The sequence below is a fragment of the Rhizobium sp. CFBP 13644 genome (assembly GCF_014842165.1).
Lineage (GTDB): Bacteria > Pseudomonadota > Alphaproteobacteria > Rhizobiales > Rhizobiaceae > Agrobacterium > Agrobacterium tumefaciens_C.
In genome coordinates, this window is the sequence record NZ_JACYVF010000001.1 from 351,572 (window position 1) to 372,487 (window position 20,916).

Genomic DNA, 20,916 nt, shown 5'->3' on the forward strand with positions numbered 1-20,916 from the left:
CTTTTGGGCAAGAGCGCAAGCGGTGGATCGCCTTATCCGGCCTTTGCCATTTCATTGCGGATAATGGTTCGCAGATCATCGATAGGCTTCAAGGCGTCGCCGTCCTCATAGTGCCAGAACGTCCAGCCATTGCAGGCATCCAGCCCTTGCACCTTGGCGCCCAGGCGGTGAATGGAGCCAGCGGTGCCAGCGGATGCAATCGTGCCGTCAGCCCTGATAATGGCGCTGTAGCGACGTTTCGCATCTGTCAGAACCTGACCGGGACGTACCAGGCCGCTTTCGAGAAGCACGTTGAACGCAACGCGAGGTTCGGCCTTCTTGCCGGTCATGACGGTGAGTTCCGCCTTGCCCAGAGGCTCCACTGCGGCGATGCGCGCAGAGGCCGCATCGATATAATCCTGCTCCCGCTCAATGCCGACAAAATGACGGCCGAGACGCTTTGCCACCGCACCCGTGGTGCCGGAGCCGAAGAATGGGTCCAGCACGACATCACCCGGCTTTGTGGATGCCATGATAATGCGGGCCAGCAGTGCTTCCGGCTTCTGGGTCGGATGGACCTTCTTGCCGTCATCGCCCTTCAGACGCTCATGGCCGCTGCAAATCGGAAAAAGCCAGTCGGAGCGCATCTGCACGTCATCATTGGACGCCTTCAGGGCTTCATAGTTGAAGGTGTAGCTTTTCGCCTTCGCATCACGGCTGGCCCAGATCATGGTCTCATGCGCGTTCTGGAACCGGCGGCCCTTGAAGTTTGGCATCGGGTTGGTCTTGCGCCAGACGATGTCGTTGAGGATCCAGAAGTTCATATCCTGAAGAATGGAGCCGACGCGGTAAATGTTGTGGTAGGAGCCGATGACCCAGATGGTGCCATTGGGCTTCAGCACGCGGCGGCAGGCCAGAAGCCAAGCGCGGGTGAAGGCATCGTAGGCCTCGAAGGACGCGAACTGATCCCAGTCATTATCGACGGCATCAACCAGAGACTGATCCGGGCGGTGCAGCGAGCCACCGAGCTGGAGATTATATGGAGGGTCGGCAAAGATCGCATCCACAGACTGGCTGGGAAGTGCCTCGAGTGCGGCAACGCAATCACCCTTGATGATGCTGTCTTTCCAGGCGTCGCTTTCACCTGCAAGATCAAAACCGGCACGCCGAAAATCGGCTAGCGGAAACACTGATGCCATAGGTACTCGCTCCATACGCTTACTCGACTGAACTGACCCTTATGGTTACCGAAGTTGGTTATCAAAGCCTGAACGCGGCGTGCAAAAACGCGCTAAGTGCGTAAAAAAATTCGCTGACTCGTCATAAAGTGGGAATGGACAGTGTTAATCGGGCCAGCAGATGACGCCCTCATCGCTTGCAGACAGGCGAGATGCCCCCTCGCCCAAAAGCGTCGAACTTCACCCAGGAAAATCAGCATTTTACTGTTCATCGTGATTCATTGGTGACCAATGGAACCATACGTCACTTTTGACGTTGTGATTTCGGAGTTTTGGGTGCCATCTAGAGATGGCGCCAAGGCTATGGGTTGCAGGGGTATTTTCAGAATGCGCGTTTCTATCATTGTTGTTTCTACGCTTCTCGCCAGCACTGCCTTTGCGCAGACCGCTACGCCGTCGGCTCCAAAGCCGCAGATCAACGTCAAGACGGATGCGATGCTCGTTTCGGGCGGTCCGTCGCTTGGCGATAGCGACAAAGTTCGCTGGGATTTTTACAAGGCTGACAGCGCAGGCAATGCGAGCACCGAGAATGTTGGCGGCGCTTACGACGCGACATTCGAGGAGAAAATCCCGGTCGGTAAATATGTGGCCGTCGCAAGCCTCGGCAATGTTTCCAAGACCATTCCCGTTGAAATTACCGATGGCAAGGTCGCGCAGGTCAACGTCGTGTTCGATGCAGCACTGCTGACCATCGTTCCAAAGCGCAGCGCAGACAGCAAGGAAGCCGAGCCACAGGCGCGTGTTGATATCAAGCAGGGCACTGCATTTACCGATAGCATCTATGGCGCCAAGGAAATTTACGTTCCGGCTGGAGAGCTGAAGCTAGAGGGCCGGATCGGCCCCGCACAGGCTTCGGAAACCATCAGCGTCAAGGCTGGCGAGACTGTCAGCCGCGATCTCATCATCCCCAGCGGTGTCGTGGTTGCCAATGCCGTCTACAAGGATGGCGGGCGCGCCGTTGAAACCGACAATATCCGCTTCGAGACCGTTTCCACCGATGAAACGCTGGATGGAACGCGGGAGACAATCACCGGCTCCTATGGTGTTGGCAAATTGATGCAGATGCCCGCTGGCTCCTTCATCATGCGGGCGCGGTTGGGCAAGGTGACCGCCGAAACGCCGTTCAACGTGACGGCTGGGCAACGCACAACTGTTACCGTGAACCTTGACGCTGGCGTGCTTGCCGTGACAGCCAAGGATGCACAGCGCATCGACATCATGGAAATCACGAAAGACCTGCAAGGCACCCAGAAGGAAATTTCCGGCCGTTACGATACCAAGCATCAGGAAACCCTGCATCCCGGCGAATATACCGTGAAGGTGACGTATGATGACAAGACGCGCCGCGAGCCAAAGCTGGTCAACGCCACGGTCACGGCGGCAGAACGCACGGAACTTAACATCACCGATTGACGCCTAGCTGCCGCGCTGTCTTGACGCCGCAGAAATCATCCCCCGCGATGCGGTCGCAAAGGCTTGTCCATTCGCAGCCTGAGCAGGGTTGCCGCAGATGGCCGTGCTTGAAGCCCGCTCGCAGCGTTTCGATAAAAGCTTCGTCCGGATTGATTTGATCACCGATCTGCAGGTTTCGACCCAGCCACTGCCCAACGGCATCGAGCGCGCTTGCATCGCGCCCGACCACGCTATGCGCGAAACAATGCGCGTCCTTATCATCCAGCAAGGGCTCGCAGATATCGTCCGGGCCGGATATGATTTCGATCTCTTCGCCACCCCGCAATCGCGCGGCGACACGGTCATAATTGACCGTGAAGCCGTGCGTATAGCCTTTGCCGACATAGGTCAGCATGCACAGCAGATGATGTGCCCTTAGACGAATGGTCACTTGGCGGCTTGCGCGCGCAAAGAGAGGACGTTCAGGACCGCAACGGCGAGAGCCGATTTCAGCACCGCGCCGAGAATGAACGGTGCGACACCGGCAATCCAGGCTTTTTCGGCACCGAGCAAACCTGCAAGCCAGACCCATCCGAGCGCAAGACCCAAAGCACTGGCACCGAAGTGAAGCAGGAAGCCCGCCAACGGACGATCGCCGCTGATGCCCTTTTCCGTCATGAAGCCAACGAGTGCGGCCATGATGGGGAATGAAACGAGATAGCCAGCCGTGGGGCCAACGAAGGGCGCAAGGCCAAATGCTCCGCCAGCCAGAACCGGCAGGCCAAGCATGGCTTCACCCAGCCAAGCCAGCACCGTCAGCGTGCCCAGCCGCCAGCCATAGAGCGCACCAATCATGGTGATTGCGAATGTCTGCATGGTGATCGGCACCGGCACCATGGGCACGGAAATCCTTGATGCAAGCGCAAGAACCAGCGTTCCGGCGACAACGAACAACGTCTGCTGGATGAACGACTTCGATGGGAGATCGAGAAATCCCGATGGAGCATTGGGGATGTGAACAGTCATGATGTCTTCCTTTCAAATTATAGATAATTTATAAAGACACCATGATTGATAGAGCAGAATCCCCTAATGAATCCAGCCTTACCGCTAAAATTCGCGCAAGGGTGCCGCCGCCATGTGAATAGATTCCACATAAGCGCAACAATTACAGCATGATATGCTGAGATAAAATTATCTATAATTTATCCGACGATGGCGAATGCATCACGCGTGGCGCCTGCGGATGTGCGCACCGCGGTGCGGCCGATCCAGCGCACGTGCCCCTCCAATATGCGCACGGCTTCCTCATCCCGTCCGCCACGCAGGGCATCGATAATGGCGCGGTGATCGGTGTCTGTGCGCCGTTCCCACCCTGCCCGCCATGCCGAAAACAGGAAACGTGCGCTTGCGGCGTGAAGACCGTCTATGGCTTCCATCAGGCGCGGCATATTGCAGGGCGCGGTGATCAGCCGGTGGAACCGCCGGTTTGCCTCTTCCCATTGCCGCACATCCATGGCCCTGTCTCCCGCAAGCGTCGCCGCTTCCGCCTCATCCAGAATGGTCGCAGTCATGTTGGGAATGGCGTGCCGCAGGGCCAACACTTCAAGCGCTGCTCGCATCTCGGCCACTTCCTGCACATCGGGAAGGCCAAAATCAGCGACTCGCACACCGCGGCGCGGAATGCTGACGGCCAACCCCTGCGCTTCCAGACGCCGGAATGCCTCGCGCACCGGCACATGCGACGCACCGAACTCCTCGGCCACATGGTCCTGCCGCAGGCGCTCACCGGGAGACAGCTCGCCGCGCACGATCCTTTCAGCCAGAGTCCGGCTGATTTTTGCGGCGATTGTGTCTTCGGGTTTGGATTTGGGTGATTTGGCCATGGCATGACATAGGACGGCGAAGAAATATTGTCGAGAAAGAGCGTCTCGCCTGTTTCGGTTGAGCTTGACGCCGACATCGGCTAAAAGCGGCCAAATCTTCCCGCATCAATCGCTAAGGAGAGCCCATGAGTGGCTTCGACCTCATCATATTCGACTGCGACGGCGTTCTCGTCGATTCCGAAGTTATCGCCGCCCAGGTCGAATCACACCTGCTGACCGAAGCGGGCTACCCGATCTCCACCGAGGAGATGGGTGAACGTTTCTCGGGCATGACCTGGAAGAATATTCTTCTCGAAATCGAGCGTGAGGCCAGCATTCCGCTGTCAGCTTCGCTGCTGGAAAGGTCTGAGAAGCTTCTGGATGCGCGTCTTGAACGGGACGTGAAGATCATCGAAGGCGTCAAGGTTGCGCTGTCGCGCCTGACGACACCGCGTTGCATCTGCTCCAACTCATCCAGCGCGCGGCTGGAGATGATGCTGACCAAGGTTGGCCTCAAGCCCTATTTCGATGGCCACATCTATTCGGCCAAGGATCTGGGCGCAGATCGCGTCAAGCCGAAGCCTGATATCTTCCTGCATGGTGCAAAACAGTTCAACGTTTCGCCAGACCGTGTTGTGGTCATCGAGGACTCCGTGCACGGCATTACCGGTGCGCGGGCGGCAGGCATGCGCGTTATCGGTTTTACCGGCGCTTCCCACACCTACCCGAGCCATGCAGACCGGCTGACGGATGCAGGCGCTGAAACCGTGATTGCCCGGATGCAGGACCTGCCTGCGACGATTGAAGCCCTGTCTGAATGGGCCGGAGTGGCGTAAAGCCACTCCCAAACCTGGTATACGTGGCGTAGAGCCACTATCGCCGGGATAGAAGCGTTAGACGGAAAGGTGCCGGTTGGCACCTTATCCGCGGCGCCCCTTCTTCGTGCTTGCAGACGCCCCGGTATCAAACGAGATGAAGACGTTCGTCTGGCGCGATGCGCCGCCCGGACCATTGGGAATGGCGACATTGGGGCTGTTGAAGATGAACTGCGTGCCAGCCTCGCCAGCCGGTAGATCAACCGAGAAATTCGTGACCTGCGAGTAGATTTCGCCATCGCCGTCCTTCACCGTCACGCGGATCGGTAGGGAAACCGGGCCGGGCTTGGACAGCGGGCCGGGAACGAGACGACCCTGGGCCAGAACATTTACCGTCAGCGTTGAATCGCTCATGCTGCACGAGCGCGTCGTGTCTGACAGGGAGGCTTGATAGACCAGCTTGGATGCATCATCCTTGGCGCCGCCCGCATAGATGCGGCGAACCGCATTGCCATCGAGAATGGTGATGGTTGGGCAATTGGCCTGCACGACAGGCGCCACCGTCTGCGCCGTGGGCGCATTCACCGCCAGCGATTCCGACGGATTGGAAGAGTTGCAACCGGCGAGCACAGCCAGAAGCGATATGGTGGCGGACAAACGCAAAATATTCCCTGTCACTCTGTTCAACCCTTCAAAAACTATCCCGAGACAGGACCAGAGAACCCACTTATTGGCCTTTCATGCCTGTCGGCGATGGTCTATAGCAGCGGCGCTGGAAAAAATCGATTGGTTGTGTTCGGATTTGGCCTAATTTCGCAAATTGGCTTTAAAACGCGGCAAATCAAGGCCTTCAGCAGGTGAGCGGCAGACGATAAGGGATACTCTCGTGGAATATGTATCGACCAGGGGCAGCGCCCCATCGCTTGGTTTTTCCGACGCGCTTCTGGCGGGTCTGGCACGCGACGGTGGGCTTTATGTCCCGCGCGAATGGCCGACAATGTCCAAGAAAGAAATTCGTGGGCTGCGCGGCAAATCCTATCAGGAGATTGCCTTTGAAGTGCTCTACCGCTTTACCGGCCGCGAAATTCCAGCCGATACATTCCGCGCGATGATTGACGATGCCTACGCCACCTTCCGGCATCCAGCCGTCGCCCCTCTGGTGCAGACCGGCCCCAACTCCTTCATTCTGGAGCTTTTCCACGGCACGACGCTCGCCTTCAAGGACGTGGCGATGCAGCTCATTGCCCGCCTGATGGATTACACGCTGACCCAGCGCAACGAACGCGCGACCATCGTCGGCGCCACATCGGGTGACACAGGCGGCGCGGCCATCGATGCCTTTGCAGGCCGCGACCGCACGGATATCTTCATTCTGTTTCCGCATGGCAAGGTATCGCCGGTGCAGCAGCGCCAGATGACCAGCTCAACCGCATCCAACGTGCACGCCATGGCCATCCACGGCAATTTCGATGATTGCCAGAACCTCGTAAAAGAGATGTTCAACGATGGCAAGTTCCGTGACAGCGTCAAGCTATCGGGCGTGAACTCCATCAACTGGGCACGCATCATGGCGCAAGTGGTCTATTATTTCACCGCAGCACTTTCGCTGGGCGCGCCGGATCGTAAAATCTCGTTCACCGTGCCGACAGGCAATTTCGGTGATATTTTTGCGGGCTATGTTGCCAAGCAGATGGGCCTCCCCATCGACAAGCTGGTGATTGCCACCAATGACAACGACATTCTGGCGCGCACGCTGAAAACCGGTCGCTACGAAATGCGAGGCGTGCATGCCACGACATCGCCATCCATGGACATCCAGATTTCCTCGAACTTCGAGCGTCTTCTGTTTGAAGCCTATGGTCGCGATTCCGGCGCTGTCAAACGCTCCATGGACGGCCTCAAGCAATCTGGTGCTTTCGACATTTCCGAAAAGGCGATGAAGTTCATCAAGAAGGATTTCCGTGCCGGTCGCGCCACCGAAAAACAGGTTGCCGACACGATCAGGGACACGCTTGCCGAAAGCGGATACCTTTTGGATCCGCACACGGCGTCCGCTGTTTTCGTGGCGAAAAAGCATGAGAAATCAGGCACTCCGATGGTCACGCTTTCCACCGCGCACCCAGCAAAATTTCCCGCCGCTGTAAAATCCGCTTGCGCAATCGATCCCGCGCTTCCACTATGGTTGGCAGATTTGATGAACCGGGAGGAGCGTTTCGACATTCTGGATGCTGAGCTGGACGCCGTTGAAACCTACATCGGCAAACATGCTCGCGCCAGCGGTCAGTGACGCGGAAAGACGTGATATGAGTGTAAATGTAACCCGGCTTTCGTCCGGGTTGACGGTTGTTACGGAGAAAATGCCGCATCTCGAAAGCGTCGCGCTCGGGGTGTGGATCAAATCAGGATCCCGTAACGAGACCGATGATGAGCATGGCATTGCCCATCTTCTCGAGCACATGGCTTTCAAAGGTACGGCGCGGCGCACAGCCCGCCAGATTGCCGAGGAAATCGAGAATGTTGGCGGTGAGGTGAATGCCGCCACATCGACCGAAACAACCTCCTATTACGCTCGCGTTCTGAAAGATCACGTTCCCCTTGCCGTCGATATCCTTGCCGACATCCTGACAGAATCGGCCTTTGACGAGGCAGAGCTGGAACGCGAGAAAAACGTCATTCTTCAGGAAATCGGCGCTGCGACCGATACGCCTGACGATGTGCTGTTCGATAATTTTTCCGGCGTTGCCTTTCGCGACCAGACCATTGGCCGCCCTATTCTCGGCACGCCCGATACGGTTCAGTCCTTTACCACCGGCCAGATCCGCAATTATCTGTCCCGCAATTACACCACTGACCGCATCTTCGTGGTGGCTGCGGGTGCCGTGGACCATGACAGTTTCGTCAAGCAGGTAGAGCAGCGCTTTGCCAGCCTGCCGCAAATGCCAGCGACCACGCCGGTCATGGAAAAAGCCATCTACACCGGCGGGGAAATCCGCGAAACGCGCGACCTCATGGATGCGCAGGTTCTTCTCGGCTTTGAAGGCAAGGCCTATCACGCCCGCGATTTCTACTGCTCGCAGATTCTGGCCAACATTCTGGGCGGCGGCATGTCTTCGCGCCTGTTCCAGGAAGTGCGTGAATATCGCGGCCTGTGCTATTCGGTCTATGCCTTCCACTGGGGTTTTTCCGATACCGGCATTTTCGGCATTCATGCCGCGACCGGCAGCAACGACCTGCCGGAACTGGTGCCCGTCATTCTCGAAGAGTTGCGCAAGTCGTCTCAGGCCATTCATCAGGAAGAAATCGACCGCGCCCGCGCACAGATTCGCGCGCAGTTGCTGATGGGTCAGGAAAGCCCTGCCGCACGCGCTGGACAGGTTGCGCGGCAGATGATGCTCTATGGTCGCCCTATCCCCAATGACGAGATGATGCAGCGTCTGGGTGATATCACCACGACACGCTTGACCGATCTTGCGGGACGACTGTTTTTCGATACAGTCCCGACGTTATCCGCCATCGGCCCGCTCGAAAACCTGCTGCCGCTTTCGGATATCACGGCAGAGCTTTCCGCGACGCCGTCCGTCAAAATGGCAAACGGCTAACGCCCGAAGGGCTAAGGAACCGTGGCGATTGGATGAGGTCTGACCTTATATGCTGCGTTTTCTTTCCCGCAACAGCGACGCGCCGGAACTTCGCAATGCCGACTACCTGCTGAGGCTGCCGCGTAATTCCGATTACCGGCAGTGGTACAGACTGCGCTCGGAAAGCCGCCAGTTTCTCCAGCCATGGGAGCCGACCTGGCGAAGCGACGAGCTGACCGAAAGCTCGTACCGCGTGCGGGTAACGCGCAATGCACAGGAATTTTCGTCCGGATTGGCCGTTTCACTGCTGCTTTTCAACAGCCAACAGACGCTGCTGGGCGGCATAACGATCGGTTATATCCGTCGCGGTGCGGCCCAAAGCTGTATGGTTGGCTATTGGATGGGTGAGGCCTTTGCCGCCCAAGGCCATATGTCTGCCGCATTAAAGCTGGTAATACCCTACATCTTCAACGGACTTCAGTTGCACCGTATTGAGGCAGCCTGTATTCCAGAGAACTTCAAAAGCATACGGCTGCTTGAAAATGCCGGATTTCAGCGAGAAGGTCTCTTGCGGGAATATCTGAAAATAAACGGCGAATGGCGGGACCACCTCATGTTCTCCCTCATCACCGACAAGCAAAATCCCGGCGGGACGCAGTAGATTGATGAGATATATGAGCCTTGCGTCGCACTTCGTCAGACGTCTTGTGACCGCAGCGCGCTTTACGCCCCTGCTGACCCTTGTCTGCATCCTGTTCGCCGCTCAAGCGCATGCTTTCGAGCCGGTGAAGATTTCCAGAGACGATACGGCGCTGGATCTGACGGCGACAACCGATATCCACGCCAATCAGGGTGAAGCCTTTCAGGTGTCCACCGCACCCGGCCCCGATGGCATTCGCCGTCGCATCGAAGTTCGCGCCTCGTCCCCTGCCCATCAGGGTGATTGGGCGGTGTTTGCGCTTGCCAATGTGTCGGAAGAGCAGCTTGAGCGCGTCATCGTCGCACCGCATTTTCGACTGGTCAATTCCAAGCTGTTCTGGCCGGATCTTGGTTCGCAGCGCATCATCGCCATCACGCCCAGTGAAGGCTTTGCGCTGGACCGGCAGCCAAGCGCCGACGCGGACGTGTTTCGCATCACGCTGAACCCGGGCGCGGTGATTACCTTCGTCGCTGAACTGTCCACGCCGCAATTGCCGCAAATCTATCTGTGGGAGCCGGAGGCCTACAAGGACACGATCAATGCGTTCACGCTTTATCGTGGCATCGTGCTCGGCATTGCCGGTCTGCTCGCGGTTCTTCTCACCATTCTCTTCGTGGTCAAGGGCACCTCGGTTCTGCCCGCATCAGCGGCACTTTCCTGGGCGGTTCTGGCCTATATCTGCGTGGATTTCGGCTTCCTCGAAAAGCTGATTTCGGTGACCTCCAGCGACGAGCGAATATGGCGCGCGGGTGCGGAAGTGGCACTGGCCTCCAGTTTCGTGGTCTTCCTGTTCACCTATCTCAACCTGAACCGATGGCATGCCCATCTGGGCTATGCGACCTTCGCGTGGATCATCGGGCTGGGCGCGTTGTTTGGCGTGGCGATCTATGACCCCTCGATTGCGTCAGGCATTGCGCGCCTGTCCTTTGCGCTGACGGCGACGGCGGGATTGGTGCTGATCATCTATCTCGGCTTCAACCGCTATGACCGGGCCATTCTGCTCGTGCCATCCTGGGCGCTTATTCTTGTTTGGCTGTTTGGAAGCTGGCTGACGGTAACCGGGCAGTTGGACAACGACATCGTGCAGCCAGCCCTTGGCGGCGGTCTGGTTCTGATCGTGCTGCTGATCGGCTTTACGGTCATCCAGCATGCCTTTGCCGGCAGCGCCTATCAGCAGGGACTGTTTTCCGATCTGGAGCGTCAATCTCTGGCGCTAACGGGTAGTGGCGACACGGTCTGGGACTGGGACGTAACCCGCGACCGCATTGTCACCACGCCTGACGTTTCGATCAAGCTCGGGCTCGCCCACGGCACCATGCACGGGGCTGCCCGCAACTGGCTGCCGCGCCTGCATCCTGACGATCGCGACCGCTTCAAGGCAACGCTGGATGTGTTACTGGACCACCGCAAGGGTCGCCTCAACCACGAATTCCGCATTCGTGCCGAGGATGGCCATTTCCACTGGCTGCAAATTCGTGCGCGGCCCGTGCTGGGCTCAAACGGCGAAATCATTCGCTGCGTTGGCACGATCACCGACATTACCGAGCAGAAGAACTCCATCGAGCGCCTGCTGCAGGATGCGTTGAGCGACAATCTGACCGGCCTGCCGAACCGCCAGGTCTTCCTTGACCGGCTGCAATCCGTGCTGAACCTTGCGCCCGAAGGCGAGACGGTTCGCCCGACGGTTATGGCTATCGATATCGACCGCTACAAGCTGGTCAACGACACGCTGGGCATCGCTGCGGGCGACAATATTCTCATCGCGCTCACGCGCCGTCTGCGCCGTTTGCTGAAGCCACAGGATACGCTCGCGCGTCTTTCCGGCGATGAGTTTGGCCTGATCCTTGTGTCGGAGCGCGATCCACAGCGCGTGGCGGATTTTGCCGAAGCCGTGAACAAGGCCATCATGGTGCCGATCAATTTCGCCAATCGCGAAATCGTCCTGACCGCCTCCATCGGCCTCGTTTCATGGATCGACCAGCAGGAAAGTGCTGCGGGTCTGCTCAGCGATGCCGAGCTTGCCATGTACCGGGCCAAGCGCGCCGGTGGAAATCGCGTCGAGCCTTTCCGGCCTGCGTTCCGCACCTCCGGCACCGACCGGCTGCAAATGGAGAGCGATCTTCGCCGCGCCATCGAGCGCAAGGAGTTGTCGCTGGCCTATCAGCCGATCATCAAGCTCGACAACGGCGATCTGGCAGGTTTCGAAGCCTTGATGCGCTGGGAACACCCCAAGCGCGGCTCCATTCCACCGAGCGAATTCATTCCAATTGCCGAAGCTTCGGGCCTGATCGAGCCTCTGGGAATGTTTGCGTTGGAACGTGCCGCGACTGATCTGATGGACTGGCAGCACGCAATCGACAAGTTGCCGATCTTCATTTCGGTCAACATTTCCAGCGCCCAGCTCCTGAACAACGAGCTTTACAACGACGTTCGCAGCATGTTGCAGCGAACCCGTTGCAACCCGAAACAGCTCAAGCTTGAACTGACCGAATCCATCGTTATGGAAAACCCGGAACAGGCGCGGCTTGTGCTGGCAAAACTCAAGGAGACGGGCCTCAGCCTCGCTCTTGACGATTTCGGCACCGGCTATTCATCGCTGGCCTATCTCACGCGCTTCCCGTTTGACACGATCAAGCTGGACAAGGCGCTGGTGGCCAATACCAGCGACAAGCGCAACGTGCTGCTTCGCTCCATCATTGCCATGGCGCGCGCACTTGAAATGCAGGTTGTTGCCGAAGGCATCGAGACGCCAGAGGATGCCGCGGAACTCGCCCGCATGAATTGTCACTACGGGCAGAGCTTCCTGTTCGGCACGCCAGATACGCCCGACGCAGCGCTGAAGCTGCTTCGGGAGCGCTTTCAGGTGGTCAAGAGAGCCTGATCCTGCTGCTGCATCGGCTGAAACCCGTCATCAGCCAGTTCTGGCTGACCGACCGGTATTCTCTCGTGCAACAGCTGGTGCATGAATTCGAGCTTGGTTTCAACAGCCTGCGTCAGCACGAACGGGTAGAGGTCTGGTAGACCCATGCTGCGCTGCATCGAATTTAGCGCAAGTGTTAGCGGTATCCAGGCCGTGACCAGCTGCTTGGCACTTCTTGCACTGTAGGGGTCGAAAGCAACCTCGGTTTCCAGCGCTTCATGTCCCTCGGGCTCGATGGCGATACCGTAGGCGTGTGCCGTCTCAAGCGTATCGACGATGTGCAGATAGTGCGCGAAGCACTCCGCAAAATCTTCCCATGGATGGACGGCGGCATAGGCGCTGATGAAATTCTGCTGCCAGCCGGGTGGTGGACCCTGCTCGTAATTGCGCTTCAGCGCCTCGCCATAATCTGCACGTTCATCCCCAAACACCTCGCGGCAGGCTTCCAGCCGGTGGGCATCGCGCACGAGCATATTCCATATGAAGTGGCCGACCTCATGGCGGAAATGTCCGAGCATGGTTCTGTAGGGCTCGTTCATGTTGCTGCGAATCTGCTCGCGCGTCGCATCATCCGATTCCGCCGCGCGAATGGCAATCAGCCCTTCATCATGGCCAGTCATGGCGGGGATGATCGAGCCGTCAGGCGCAACTTCGTCCACCAGAAAGTCAAAGACGAGGCCATTGGGATGCACATCGCGGTTCGGGTGCGGCAGCTTCAGCCGCAGCAGCGAATAGAACAGATGGCGCTGCGCCTGGCTCAGCCTGCGCCACTGTTCGATACCGTCTTCGGTGGTGGCGTCCGGCACCAGTCGATTATGGCTGCAAGCCGGGCAGAAGTTGCTGTTGCTGTCAGAGGGTACCGACCAGTTGCAGATATCGTTGACTTCATTGGCGCAAAAACGGATCTGTTTCTCGGGATTGGCAACGAGCGACCAGTTCGGCTCACCGGCGGGCTCGATTGCTTCCATGGACAGTGTCTGCGGGACGAACACCAGCCGATGGCCGCATCTGACGCATGAGCGGTTGTCGAAATGAACGGGCTGTCCGCACGCAGCGCAGGAAAATAGGCGCATAGGTCGCTCCTGGAAACGACGGCTTTGGGCTAAGGGCCGAGCCGCTTTGAGTGATGAGACGCTGGCGATGAAAAAGCGCACGTGCTTTGAAAACACATGCGCTCATTGATAAAGTGTTCAACGCTAGGGTTGAAATGCTGGTAAATTAAGCCCGGTCAATCGCGCCTTTGACGGCGTCCTTCGCTTTTCCAATGGTGGACTGGATTTTGCCCTTGGTTTCCTGCGCAGCACCTTCGGCGCGCAATTGGTCGTTGCCGGTTGCCTTGCCCAGGCCCTGCTTGACCTTGCCTGCAACTTCGTTGGCCGTGCCAGAGATTTTATCGGATGTGCTACCCATAATGTTTCTCCCTAAATTCTAAGCCAGACATTCAGCTGGCTGCGCAGGTAAAAACGTTGGGATCACAATTTTGTTCCCGCACTCAGGCGTGACCGGCTTCAGCGGATAACATACGCGGATCAACGCCCATCAGGCCCAGCGCCCGCTCATATTTGTTGTTGAGGGAGCGATCAAAGATCAAGTCCTCGGAGGCCGGGCAGTTCAGCCAGCCATTGCTGGAGATTTCGTTTTCCAATTGGCCCGGCCCCCACCCTGCATATCCCAAAAGCAAGGTCGCCTTCTTCGGACCTTCGCCGCTGCTGATGGCTCGGACGATATCCAGCGTTGAGGTCAAGGAAATATCCTCGCTGACGGGAATGCTGGAATCACCGCTATAGTCATCCGAATGCAGAACGAAGCCCCGCCCCGCTTCAACAGGTCCGCCGCACAAGACGGGGAACTGCCGCGTCTGGTCGGGCAGCATGATGGTATCAGTCTGGCTCAGCATGTTGAGATGCAGCAGCACATCGGTGAAGGTGATCTGTTGAGGGCGGTTGATGATGAAGCCCATGGCGCCTGCGCTGGAATGCGCGCAGATATAAACCACCGAACGCTCGAAAACACCGCCTTCCAGCCCCGGCATTGCGATGAGAAAATGGCCTTCCAGAAAGCCGGTTTCATCCTTGTTCATCAGGGTGGCAAACATCGCGGTAGCCTCCTGTGCGAGATGCGCTGGCGTGCCCACAAAGATGCTGCATAGACGCGGATCAATCAACCGAAAATGATAACCTGCGTAAAATCGTAACTTTCCACTGCGGAGATGTTGGGTTAGACCGGACGCATGAACGCCAAGCTCTCCCTCTTCGCCCGCGCATCACTGCCGCTATTTGCTCTCACGCTTGCACTGGCATTGCAGCCAGCCACCGCAAAAGCCGATATTACGGAGTGGCAGCAAAGCGAAGGTGGACGCATGCGGGTCGTCAGCCTGCCCGCCGATGCCGATGGCCGCATTCAGGCGGCATTGCAGATCGAGCTCAAGCCGGGCTGGATTACCTACTGGCGCGAACCGGGGGAATCGGGCATCCCGCCCAAGATAACGCTCGGTGATACGAGCAAGGCGCGCCTCACATCACTGTCCTTTCCAGTGCCGAAGCTCATCAAGAACGAAGAGATCGAGGATATCGGCTACGATGCGCCTGTGTCCCTGCCTTTCGAGCTGCAATCCCAAGCGGGCGTGGATAGCGGACAGGTTCGCCTCACGGCTTTTATCGGCGTCTGTCTGAATATCTGTATTCCATTCGAGGCCAGTTTTGACATCGACATGGGCAAGGGCGAGACCGCAACCGAGGAAGAAACCGAGGCTGTTGCGGAGGCCAAGACAAGCTTGCCAATGCCCGCGACAGACGACTTCAAGGTCCAGAGTTTCCACATCACGCCGGACAAGACCCTGCTGGGCGTGGAGTTGCGCCTGCCGGAAGGTGCACCGAAAGAGACGGAAATATTCGTGGCAGGTCCATCTGGCTACGCCTATTTCGAGCCGCAGAACATGGTGCGCGACAAGCGCAAGCTGGCTTTCTACATGAACATCAAAGGGCTGCCAAAGTCCTATAATCCGAAGGGCCAGCAGTGGACGATCCTGGTCAAATCCGGTGATCAGGTCATGGAAGCGCCACTGGATTTTCCTCCGTGAGGACAACCCAAAAATCGATGGAGACTTTGTCAATTCATCGACTATAGTCGCGCCGGATCATTGCCACAGGAGCGATATTATGACCATCAAAATCGGCGACAAACTCCCCTCTGCGACATTCAAGGAAAAGGCGGCCGACGGCCCGGTTGAAACCACCACCGACGCCCTTTTCAGTGGCAAGAAGGTTGTCGTTTTTGCCGTTCCCGGCGCGTTCACACCCACTTGCTCGCTCAACCACCTGCCCGGCTATCTCGAAAACCGTGATGCCATCCTCGCCCGTGGCGTGGATGATATTGCCGTTGTGTCCGTCAATGACTGGCATGTCATGGGTGCATGGGCACAATCGTCTGGCGGACAGGGCAAAATCCACTTCCTGGCTGATTGGGACGCATCCTTCACCAAGGCACTCGGCCTTGATATCGACTTGTCCGCAGGCGCGCTCGGCGTACGCTCCAAGCGTTACTCCATGCTCGTTGAAGACGGCGTGGTGAAGTCCCTGAACATCGAAGAAAATCCAGGCCAGGCCACGGTTTCTTCCGCCGCGACGATGATCGAACAGCTTTAATAGCTTCTTGCATACTCATCCCCGGCCTCGCGCTGGGGATGCTTTGAGCGCAGTCTCTTCCCCGCCTCGCATCTTCGCGATCAGGCGCGTGCCGCGCCACCGTCGAGCAGTCCAAGTCGCTGCCTACCGCACCCCATTTCAAACGTCTCACCACCGTTAAAAATCAGGACATTTTTCCGCCGCATTTGTTATATCATTACAGTTACTATATAACATTATTGTGAGCATAAAATGCTGCATCACTTCTCCCTCCACCGATTGCTAAGACAATCCGTCGCTACCCGCCTTCTCCTTGTGTCTGCCCTCATTGCTCCTCTCTGGCTTGCCATCCGCTGGGCGGCATTGCTGTCATGAGCAGGGCTGCGGTGCTCACACTCGATAATTTGACAGTGGCCTATGACCGCCATCCAGCGGTGCACCACGTTTCCGGCCAGTTTCTGGACGGCAGCCTCACGGCCATTGCTGGCCCGAATGGCGCGGGCAAATCGACGCTGCTGAAAGCCATGATCGGTGATCTGAGGGCCGCTGAGGGTCGCATTGCCCACAGCTTGACCCGTGCCGATTTTGGCTATCTGCCGCAGGCGGCCGAGATAAACCGGCGTTTTCCAATCTCCGTTCTAGAGACCGTCACGCTTGGCACGTGGAAAACCGCAGGCGCCTTCGGCAGCATCGGCAGAGCCGTCGAAAAACAGGCCCGAGAAGCGCTGGCGACAGTTGGACTTTCCGGCTTTGAGGCGCGGTCTATCGGCGCGTTGTCTGCCGGTCAGTTTCAGCGAGTCCTGTTTGCTCGGCTGCTGATGCAGGATGCGCGGGTTATTCTTCTGGACGAACCCTTTACTGCCATCGATGCACGCACGACCCGCGACCTTCTTGAAATCGTTACGCGCTGGCATGGCGAGGGCAGAACGGTGATTGCCGTCTTGCATGATTTCGAGCAGGTGCGCGCGCATTTTCCCCACACATTGCTGATTGCGCGCGAATTGATTGGCTGGGGGCCTACAGAGGAGGTCATGTCGCACAACAATCTCCTGCGTGCCCGCACCATGGCCGAACGATGGGATGACAACAGCGATATTTGTGAGGCTGTACAATGACGGCCTATGACATCTTTCTCGCTCCGTTTCAGGATTACGGCTTCATGCGCCGCGCGCTGGTCGCGTGCTTTTGCCTGGCGGCGGGTGCAAGCCCCATTGGCGTTTTTCTGATGCTGCGCCGCATGAGCCTGATGGGTGACGCGCTCAGCCACGCCATTCTGCCGGGTGCCGCCATCGGCTACCTCATCGCTGGTTCCCTGTCGCTGACCGCGATGGGCGTCGGCGGGCTGGTTGCCGGCCTTTCCGTCGCGCTTTTATCGGGCATCGTCAGCCGCATCACGCCGTTGCAGGAGGATGCCAGTTTCGCGAGCTTCTATCTCGCCTCGCTGGCGCTAGGCGTGCTGATCGTTTCGTTGCATGGCTCCAATGTCGATCTCTTGCATGTTCTGTTCGGCACGATTCTGGCAATCGATGCGCCCGCGCTCTACCAGATCGGAGCGATCACCTCGCTGACACTGGTCGTCCTTGCCATCATCTACCGCCCATTGGTGACCGAATGCTTTGACCCCGGCTTTCTCAGAGCCGTCGGCGGCCGTGGCCCTCTTTATCACGTCGTGTTTCTGGTGCTCGTCGTCATCAATCTGGTGGCGAGCTTTCAGGCTCTCGGCACGCTGATGGCAGTGGGGCTGATGATGCTGCCCGCAGCCACCGCGCAACTATGGACCCGCAACCTGCCGACCATGCTGGTTATCGCTGCCTTGAGTGCCGCCATTTCCGGCTATCTCGGCCTCGTCATTTCCTACCATTTCGAGCTGGCCTCTGGCCCAACCATCATCATGGCTGCGACCTGCCTATACGGCCTATCGATCTTGACCGCACCGGCGGGGCTTGCCGGGCGCTATTTCACCCGCCCTCATCTGAAGGGCTAACCCCAGGAGACTACCCCATGTTGTCCCGCAAACTTCTCATGACTGCCGCCGCGCTTCCCGCTTTCCTAGCGTTCTGCGCTCCTGTTTCTGCCGCCGAGTTGAAGGCCGTCGCGTCATTTACGGTGCTGGCAGATATAGTCAAACAGGTGGGCGGCACGCATGTGACCGTGACCAGCCTCGTGAAACCAGACGGTGACCCGCATGAATTCGAGCCATCGCCATCAGATGCCAAACACCTGAAAGCGGCGGATGTCGTTTTCGTCAGCGGTCTTGGCCTTGAAGGATGGATGGACCGGCTGATCTCCGCCTCCGGCTACAAGAGCACTCCGGTTACGGTTTCACAGGGTATTGTGACCCGCAGCATGGAAGAGGACGGCAAGACCGTAACCGATCCGCATGTGTGGAACAGCCCCCTCAACGTGAAGGTTTGGGTGAAGAATATCGAAACGGCATTGGCAGCGGCAGATCCTGCGGACGCTGCCGCCTTCAAGGACAATGCCGATACCTATCTGAAAACGCTGGATGGCCTTGATGCATTCGCCCACTCGAAATTCGACACCATTCCGGCAGATCGCCGCAAGGTGCTAACCAGCCATGATGCTTTTGGCTACTTCGGGCGCGACTACAAGGTCACGTTCCTGTCGCCACTGGGTGTTTCCACCGAAACTGAGGCGTCAGCTGGCAGCGTTGCCAAGCTGATCGAGCAGATCAAATCAGAGAACGTCAAAACCTATTTCTTTGAAAACTCGAACGATCCGCGCCTGGTGAAGCAGGTGGCCAAGGCCACGGGTGCGAAGCCGGGCGGCGAGCTTTACGTAGAGGCCTTGTCCAAAGCCAATGGCCCTGCCCCAACCTATGAGAAGATGTTCCGCTACAATGTCGAGCAGTTGGCGGCAGCCATCAACAAATCCAGCTGAACACCCATGAAGAAAGGCGCAGATCCCGTGGGTCTGCGCCCTTTCGATATCTGTCAGGTCGCCATATCGAAGACGAGCAGGCCAGCTGCGCCGCCGTCCACAAGACCCATCAATCGCTGGCCAACATCAATATGTTGGGGATGGGCCAGATACTTGTCGCGCGCCTCGATGCTATCAAGCGTGACAATGAAGCCATCCATGAAGCCGCCATTGAGGCCCTCTGAAGATACATTCTGGCCGCATTTCACATCCGTGATGCCGGGGATAACATCCTTCAGCGCTGTGATCGCCTCATAGATGCCCTGCTTTTCAGCCGTTGCTGTCGCCGATTTGAAGCGTATGAATACGCAGTGCATGATCATGGAATGTCCCTCGCCTGTTTAGTATTTTAGCAGAAAGATAGGTGAGCACGCGCAATGCGCAAGTGCGAATGCGTGTGGGTGCGAAACGCAGTGGGGTTCGAGCACGCGTGCGCTTCTCGGCTAGCGGCGTTTGAACGGCTCCATGCCTCTTCTGGCAAGCTCGTCGGCCCGTTCATTTTCAGGGTGCCCGGCATGGCCTTTGACCCAGTGAAGCGTGACCTTGTGGCGTTCGCGCGCAAGCTCCAGCGCCTGCCAAAGCTCCACATTCTTGACCGGCTTGTTATCCGCAGTTTTCCAGCCCTTTTTCTTCCAGCCGAAAATCCACTTTGTAATACCATCCTTCACATAGGCGCTGTCCGTATAGAGATCGACCTCGCACGGTGATTTCAATGCGTTCAGCGAGGAGATGGCGGCCATCAGTTCCATGCGGTTGTTGGTCGTTTCCGCCTCGCCGCCACAGAGCTCCTTCTCCGTCTCACCATAACGCAGAACCGCCCCCCAGCCGCCTGGGCCGGGATTGCCGGAACAGGCACCATCCGTGTAAATCTCAACATGCTTCATTGCGTAACCAGACCATATTCGCCGACATTGGAAATGGTGCGGTGGAAGCGCAACTTTTGCAGATATTCCAGCGGATCCTTCTTGACCACGAGCGCGCCTTCCGGCGTCGTCAGCCAGTCATAGAGGCGCGTCAGGAAAAACCGCAGCGCTGAACCCCGCGCCAGCAATGGCAGTGCGGTAAGTTCCGCCTCGCTCATGGGCCGCACGGACTGGTAGCCTTCCAGCAGCGCCTTGCCCTTGGTGACGTTATAGGCACCATCCTTCTCAAAGCACCAGGCATTGAGGCAGATCGAGACGTCATAGGCCAGAATATCATTGCAGGCGAAGTAGAAATCGATCAGCCCTGAGAGATCGTCGCCCAGGAAAAAGACATTGTCCTGAAAGAGATCGGCATGGATAACGCCATCTGGCAGATCCTGCGGCCAATGGGCCGCCAGAAAATCAAGATCCGTGCGGATTTCCTGCTGCAGGCCGGGCTCGACCTCATCGGCACGGGCCTCAGATTTCTCCCAGAGAACTTTCCACCCTTCGACAGACAGCGCATTGGGCCGCTTCAGCTCAAAGCCCTCGCCCGCCAGATGCATGGCAGCCAGTGCCTTGCCCACTTCACGGCAATGGCGGGCTTCAGGCTTGCGAAGCCACATGCCTTCCAGAAACGAGATGAGCGCGGCGGGACGACCGGAGAGTTCACCCAGCAATTCCCCGTCATGGCGCGGCAATGGCAGGGGGCAGGACAGCCCCTTTTCAAAGAGATGCTGCTTCAGGCCGAGGAAAAACGGCAGATCCGCCTTTTCGACACGCTTCTCATAGAGCGTCAGGATCAGCGGGTCTTGCGTGGTGTGCAACAGGAAATTGGTGTTTTCAACACCCTCGGCAATGCCCTTATAGGACGTCAGCTCACCGACATCATATTCCGTCAGGAACTTCTTCAGATCGTCTTCGCTGATATCCGTATAGACTGCCAATTTGTGATCTCTTATGC

At 57.8% G+C, this 20,916-nt stretch carries 22 protein-coding genes; 11 read left to right on the forward strand and 11 right to left on the reverse strand.

Features of this window, described 5'->3' with window-relative positions:
* Positions 1-32 precede the first annotated feature (32 nt).
* Positions 33-1,178 (reverse strand): site-specific DNA-methyltransferase, encoded by a 1,146-nt coding sequence (locus IFT53_RS01695; RefSeq protein ID WP_192063570.1) that lies wholly within the window; start codon positions 1,176-1,178, stop codon positions 33-35.
* Positions 1,179-1,544: 366 nt separating this feature from the next.
* Here IFT53_RS01695 and IFT53_RS01700 point away from each other — a divergent pair, with 366 nt between their 5' ends.
* A complete protein-coding gene (locus IFT53_RS01700) occupies positions 1,545-2,630 on the forward strand; it encodes a hypothetical protein (RefSeq protein ID WP_244656205.1) in 1,086 nt (361 codons plus the stop codon).
* On the opposite strand, the gene IFT53_RS01705 is transcribed toward IFT53_RS01700, so the two are convergent.
* The 3 genes from IFT53_RS01705 to IFT53_RS01715 all read right to left on the reverse strand — a co-directional run bounded on the left by IFT53_RS01705 (position 2,620) and on the right by IFT53_RS01715 (position 4,495).
* Complete coding sequence (locus tag IFT53_RS01705) at positions 2,620-3,060, reverse strand: DUF1284 domain-containing protein (protein ID WP_192063569.1); 441 nt, start codon at positions 3,058-3,060, stop codon at positions 2,620-2,622. The genes IFT53_RS01700 and IFT53_RS01705 overlap by 11 nt on opposite strands.
* Entirely contained in the window at positions 3,057-3,635 is a 579-nt protein-coding gene (locus IFT53_RS01710) for a biotin transporter BioY (RefSeq protein WP_192063568.1), read from the reverse strand. Before IFT53_RS01710 ends, IFT53_RS01705 begins: the two co-directional genes overlap by 4 nt.
* A gap of 179 nt (positions 3,636-3,814) precedes the next feature.
* Positions 3,815-4,495 (reverse strand): GntR family transcriptional regulator, encoded by a 681-nt coding sequence (locus IFT53_RS01715; RefSeq protein WP_042618191.1) that lies wholly within the window; start codon positions 4,493-4,495, stop codon positions 3,815-3,817.
* Positions 4,496-4,620: 125 nt separating this feature from the next.
* On the opposite strand from IFT53_RS01715, the gene IFT53_RS01720 reads away from it, so the two are divergent.
* On the forward strand, positions 4,621-5,310 hold the full coding sequence (locus tag IFT53_RS01720; RefSeq protein WP_192063567.1) for an HAD family hydrolase: 690 nt from the start codon (positions 4,621-4,623) through the stop codon (positions 5,308-5,310).
* A gap of 84 nt (positions 5,311-5,394) precedes the next feature.
* Here IFT53_RS01720 and IFT53_RS01725 read toward each other — a convergent pair whose 3' ends face one another.
* Entirely contained in the window at positions 5,395-5,946 is a 552-nt protein-coding gene (locus IFT53_RS01725) for a PilZ domain-containing protein (RefSeq protein ID WP_192063566.1), read from the reverse strand.
* A 229-nt stretch (positions 5,947-6,175) separates the two neighbouring features.
* Between IFT53_RS01725 and thrC the strand changes: the two genes are divergently transcribed.
* From thrC to IFT53_RS01745, 4 genes are read left to right on the forward strand one after another with little or no spacing between them, the layout of a single operon-like run.
* Positions 6,176-7,576 carry a threonine synthase gene (thrC, locus tag IFT53_RS01730; RefSeq protein WP_192063565.1) on the forward strand — a complete coding sequence of 467 codons (1,401 nt, stop codon included), beginning with the start codon at positions 6,176-6,178 and terminating at the stop codon, positions 7,574-7,576.
* 16 nt (positions 7,577-7,592) lie between these two features.
* Positions 7,593-8,888: a M16 family metallopeptidase gene (locus IFT53_RS01735; protein WP_042618434.1), complete on the forward strand. Its 1,296-nt coding sequence runs from the start codon at positions 7,593-7,595 to the stop codon at positions 8,886-8,888.
* A 49-nt stretch (positions 8,889-8,937) separates the two neighbouring features.
* Positions 8,938-9,528 carry a GNAT family N-acetyltransferase gene (locus IFT53_RS01740; protein WP_192063564.1) on the forward strand — a complete coding sequence of 197 codons (591 nt, stop codon included), beginning with the start codon at positions 8,938-8,940 and terminating at the stop codon, positions 9,526-9,528.
* Between the two features lie 4 nt (positions 9,529-9,532).
* Positions 9,533-12,448, forward strand: coding sequence for an EAL domain-containing protein (locus IFT53_RS01745; RefSeq protein WP_446737643.1), 2,916 nt, complete (start codon positions 9,533-9,535; stop codon positions 12,446-12,448).
* On the opposite strand, the gene IFT53_RS01750 is transcribed toward IFT53_RS01745, so the two are convergent.
* The 3 genes from IFT53_RS01750 to IFT53_RS01760 form a co-directional block, all read right to left on the reverse strand.
* The gene (locus tag IFT53_RS01750; protein ID WP_192063563.1) at positions 12,427-13,560 is read right to left on the reverse strand and encodes a zinc-binding metallopeptidase family protein; all 1,134 of its coding nucleotides are present in this window, start codon (positions 13,558-13,560) and stop codon (positions 12,427-12,429) included. The genes IFT53_RS01745 and IFT53_RS01750 overlap by 22 nt on opposite strands.
* 145 nt (positions 13,561-13,705) lie before the next feature.
* Positions 13,706-13,897, reverse strand: coding sequence for a CsbD family protein (locus IFT53_RS01755; RefSeq protein WP_042618185.1), 192 nt, complete (start codon positions 13,895-13,897; stop codon positions 13,706-13,708).
* A gap of 82 nt (positions 13,898-13,979) precedes the next feature.
* Positions 13,980-14,582, reverse strand: a complete 603-nt coding sequence (locus IFT53_RS01760) for a YqgE/AlgH family protein (RefSeq protein WP_244656204.1) — start codon at positions 14,580-14,582, stop codon at positions 13,980-13,982.
* A 135-nt stretch (positions 14,583-14,717) separates the two neighbouring features.
* Between IFT53_RS01760 and IFT53_RS01765 the strand changes: the two genes are divergently transcribed.
* The 5 genes from IFT53_RS01765 (at position 14,718) to IFT53_RS01785 (ending at position 19,011) form a co-directional block, all read left to right on the forward strand.
* Positions 14,718-15,566 (forward strand): protein-disulfide reductase DsbD domain-containing protein, encoded by an 849-nt coding sequence (locus IFT53_RS01765; RefSeq protein ID WP_192063562.1) that lies wholly within the window; start codon positions 14,718-14,720, stop codon positions 15,564-15,566.
* Between the two features lie 79 nt (positions 15,567-15,645).
* Positions 15,646-16,131: a peroxiredoxin gene (locus tag IFT53_RS01770; RefSeq protein WP_192063561.1), complete on the forward strand. Its 486-nt coding sequence runs from the start codon at positions 15,646-15,648 to the stop codon at positions 16,129-16,131.
* Positions 16,132-16,481: 350 nt separating this feature from the next.
* Positions 16,482-17,225 (forward strand): metal ABC transporter ATP-binding protein, encoded by a 744-nt coding sequence (locus IFT53_RS01775; protein ID WP_192063560.1) that lies wholly within the window; start codon positions 16,482-16,484, stop codon positions 17,223-17,225.
* Positions 17,222-18,094 (forward strand): metal ABC transporter permease, encoded by an 873-nt coding sequence (locus tag IFT53_RS01780; protein ID WP_192063559.1) that lies wholly within the window; start codon positions 17,222-17,224, stop codon positions 18,092-18,094. The genes IFT53_RS01775 and IFT53_RS01780 overlap by 4 nt, the downstream gene beginning before the upstream one ends.
* A 17-nt stretch (positions 18,095-18,111) precedes the next feature.
* Entirely contained in the window at positions 18,112-19,011 is a 900-nt protein-coding gene (locus IFT53_RS01785; RefSeq protein ID WP_192063558.1) for a metal ABC transporter solute-binding protein, Zn/Mn family, read from the forward strand.
* Positions 19,012-19,064: 53 nt separating this feature from the next.
* On the opposite strand, the gene IFT53_RS01790 is transcribed toward IFT53_RS01785, so the two are convergent.
* The 3 genes from IFT53_RS01790 to IFT53_RS01800 all read right to left on the reverse strand — a co-directional run bounded on the left by IFT53_RS01790 (position 19,065) and on the right by IFT53_RS01800 (position 20,899).
* Positions 19,065-19,373, reverse strand: coding sequence for a Dabb family protein (locus tag IFT53_RS01790; protein ID WP_192063557.1), 309 nt, complete (start codon positions 19,371-19,373; stop codon positions 19,065-19,067).
* Between the two features lie 120 nt (positions 19,374-19,493).
* Complete coding sequence (gene rnhA, locus IFT53_RS01795) at positions 19,494-19,934, reverse strand: ribonuclease HI (protein WP_042618178.1); 441 nt, start codon at positions 19,932-19,934, stop codon at positions 19,494-19,496.
* Positions 19,931-20,899, reverse strand: coding sequence for a homoserine kinase (locus IFT53_RS01800; protein ID WP_192063556.1), 969 nt, complete (start codon positions 20,897-20,899; stop codon positions 19,931-19,933). Before IFT53_RS01800 ends, rnhA begins: the two co-directional genes overlap by 4 nt.
* Positions 20,900-20,916 lie beyond the last annotated feature (17 nt).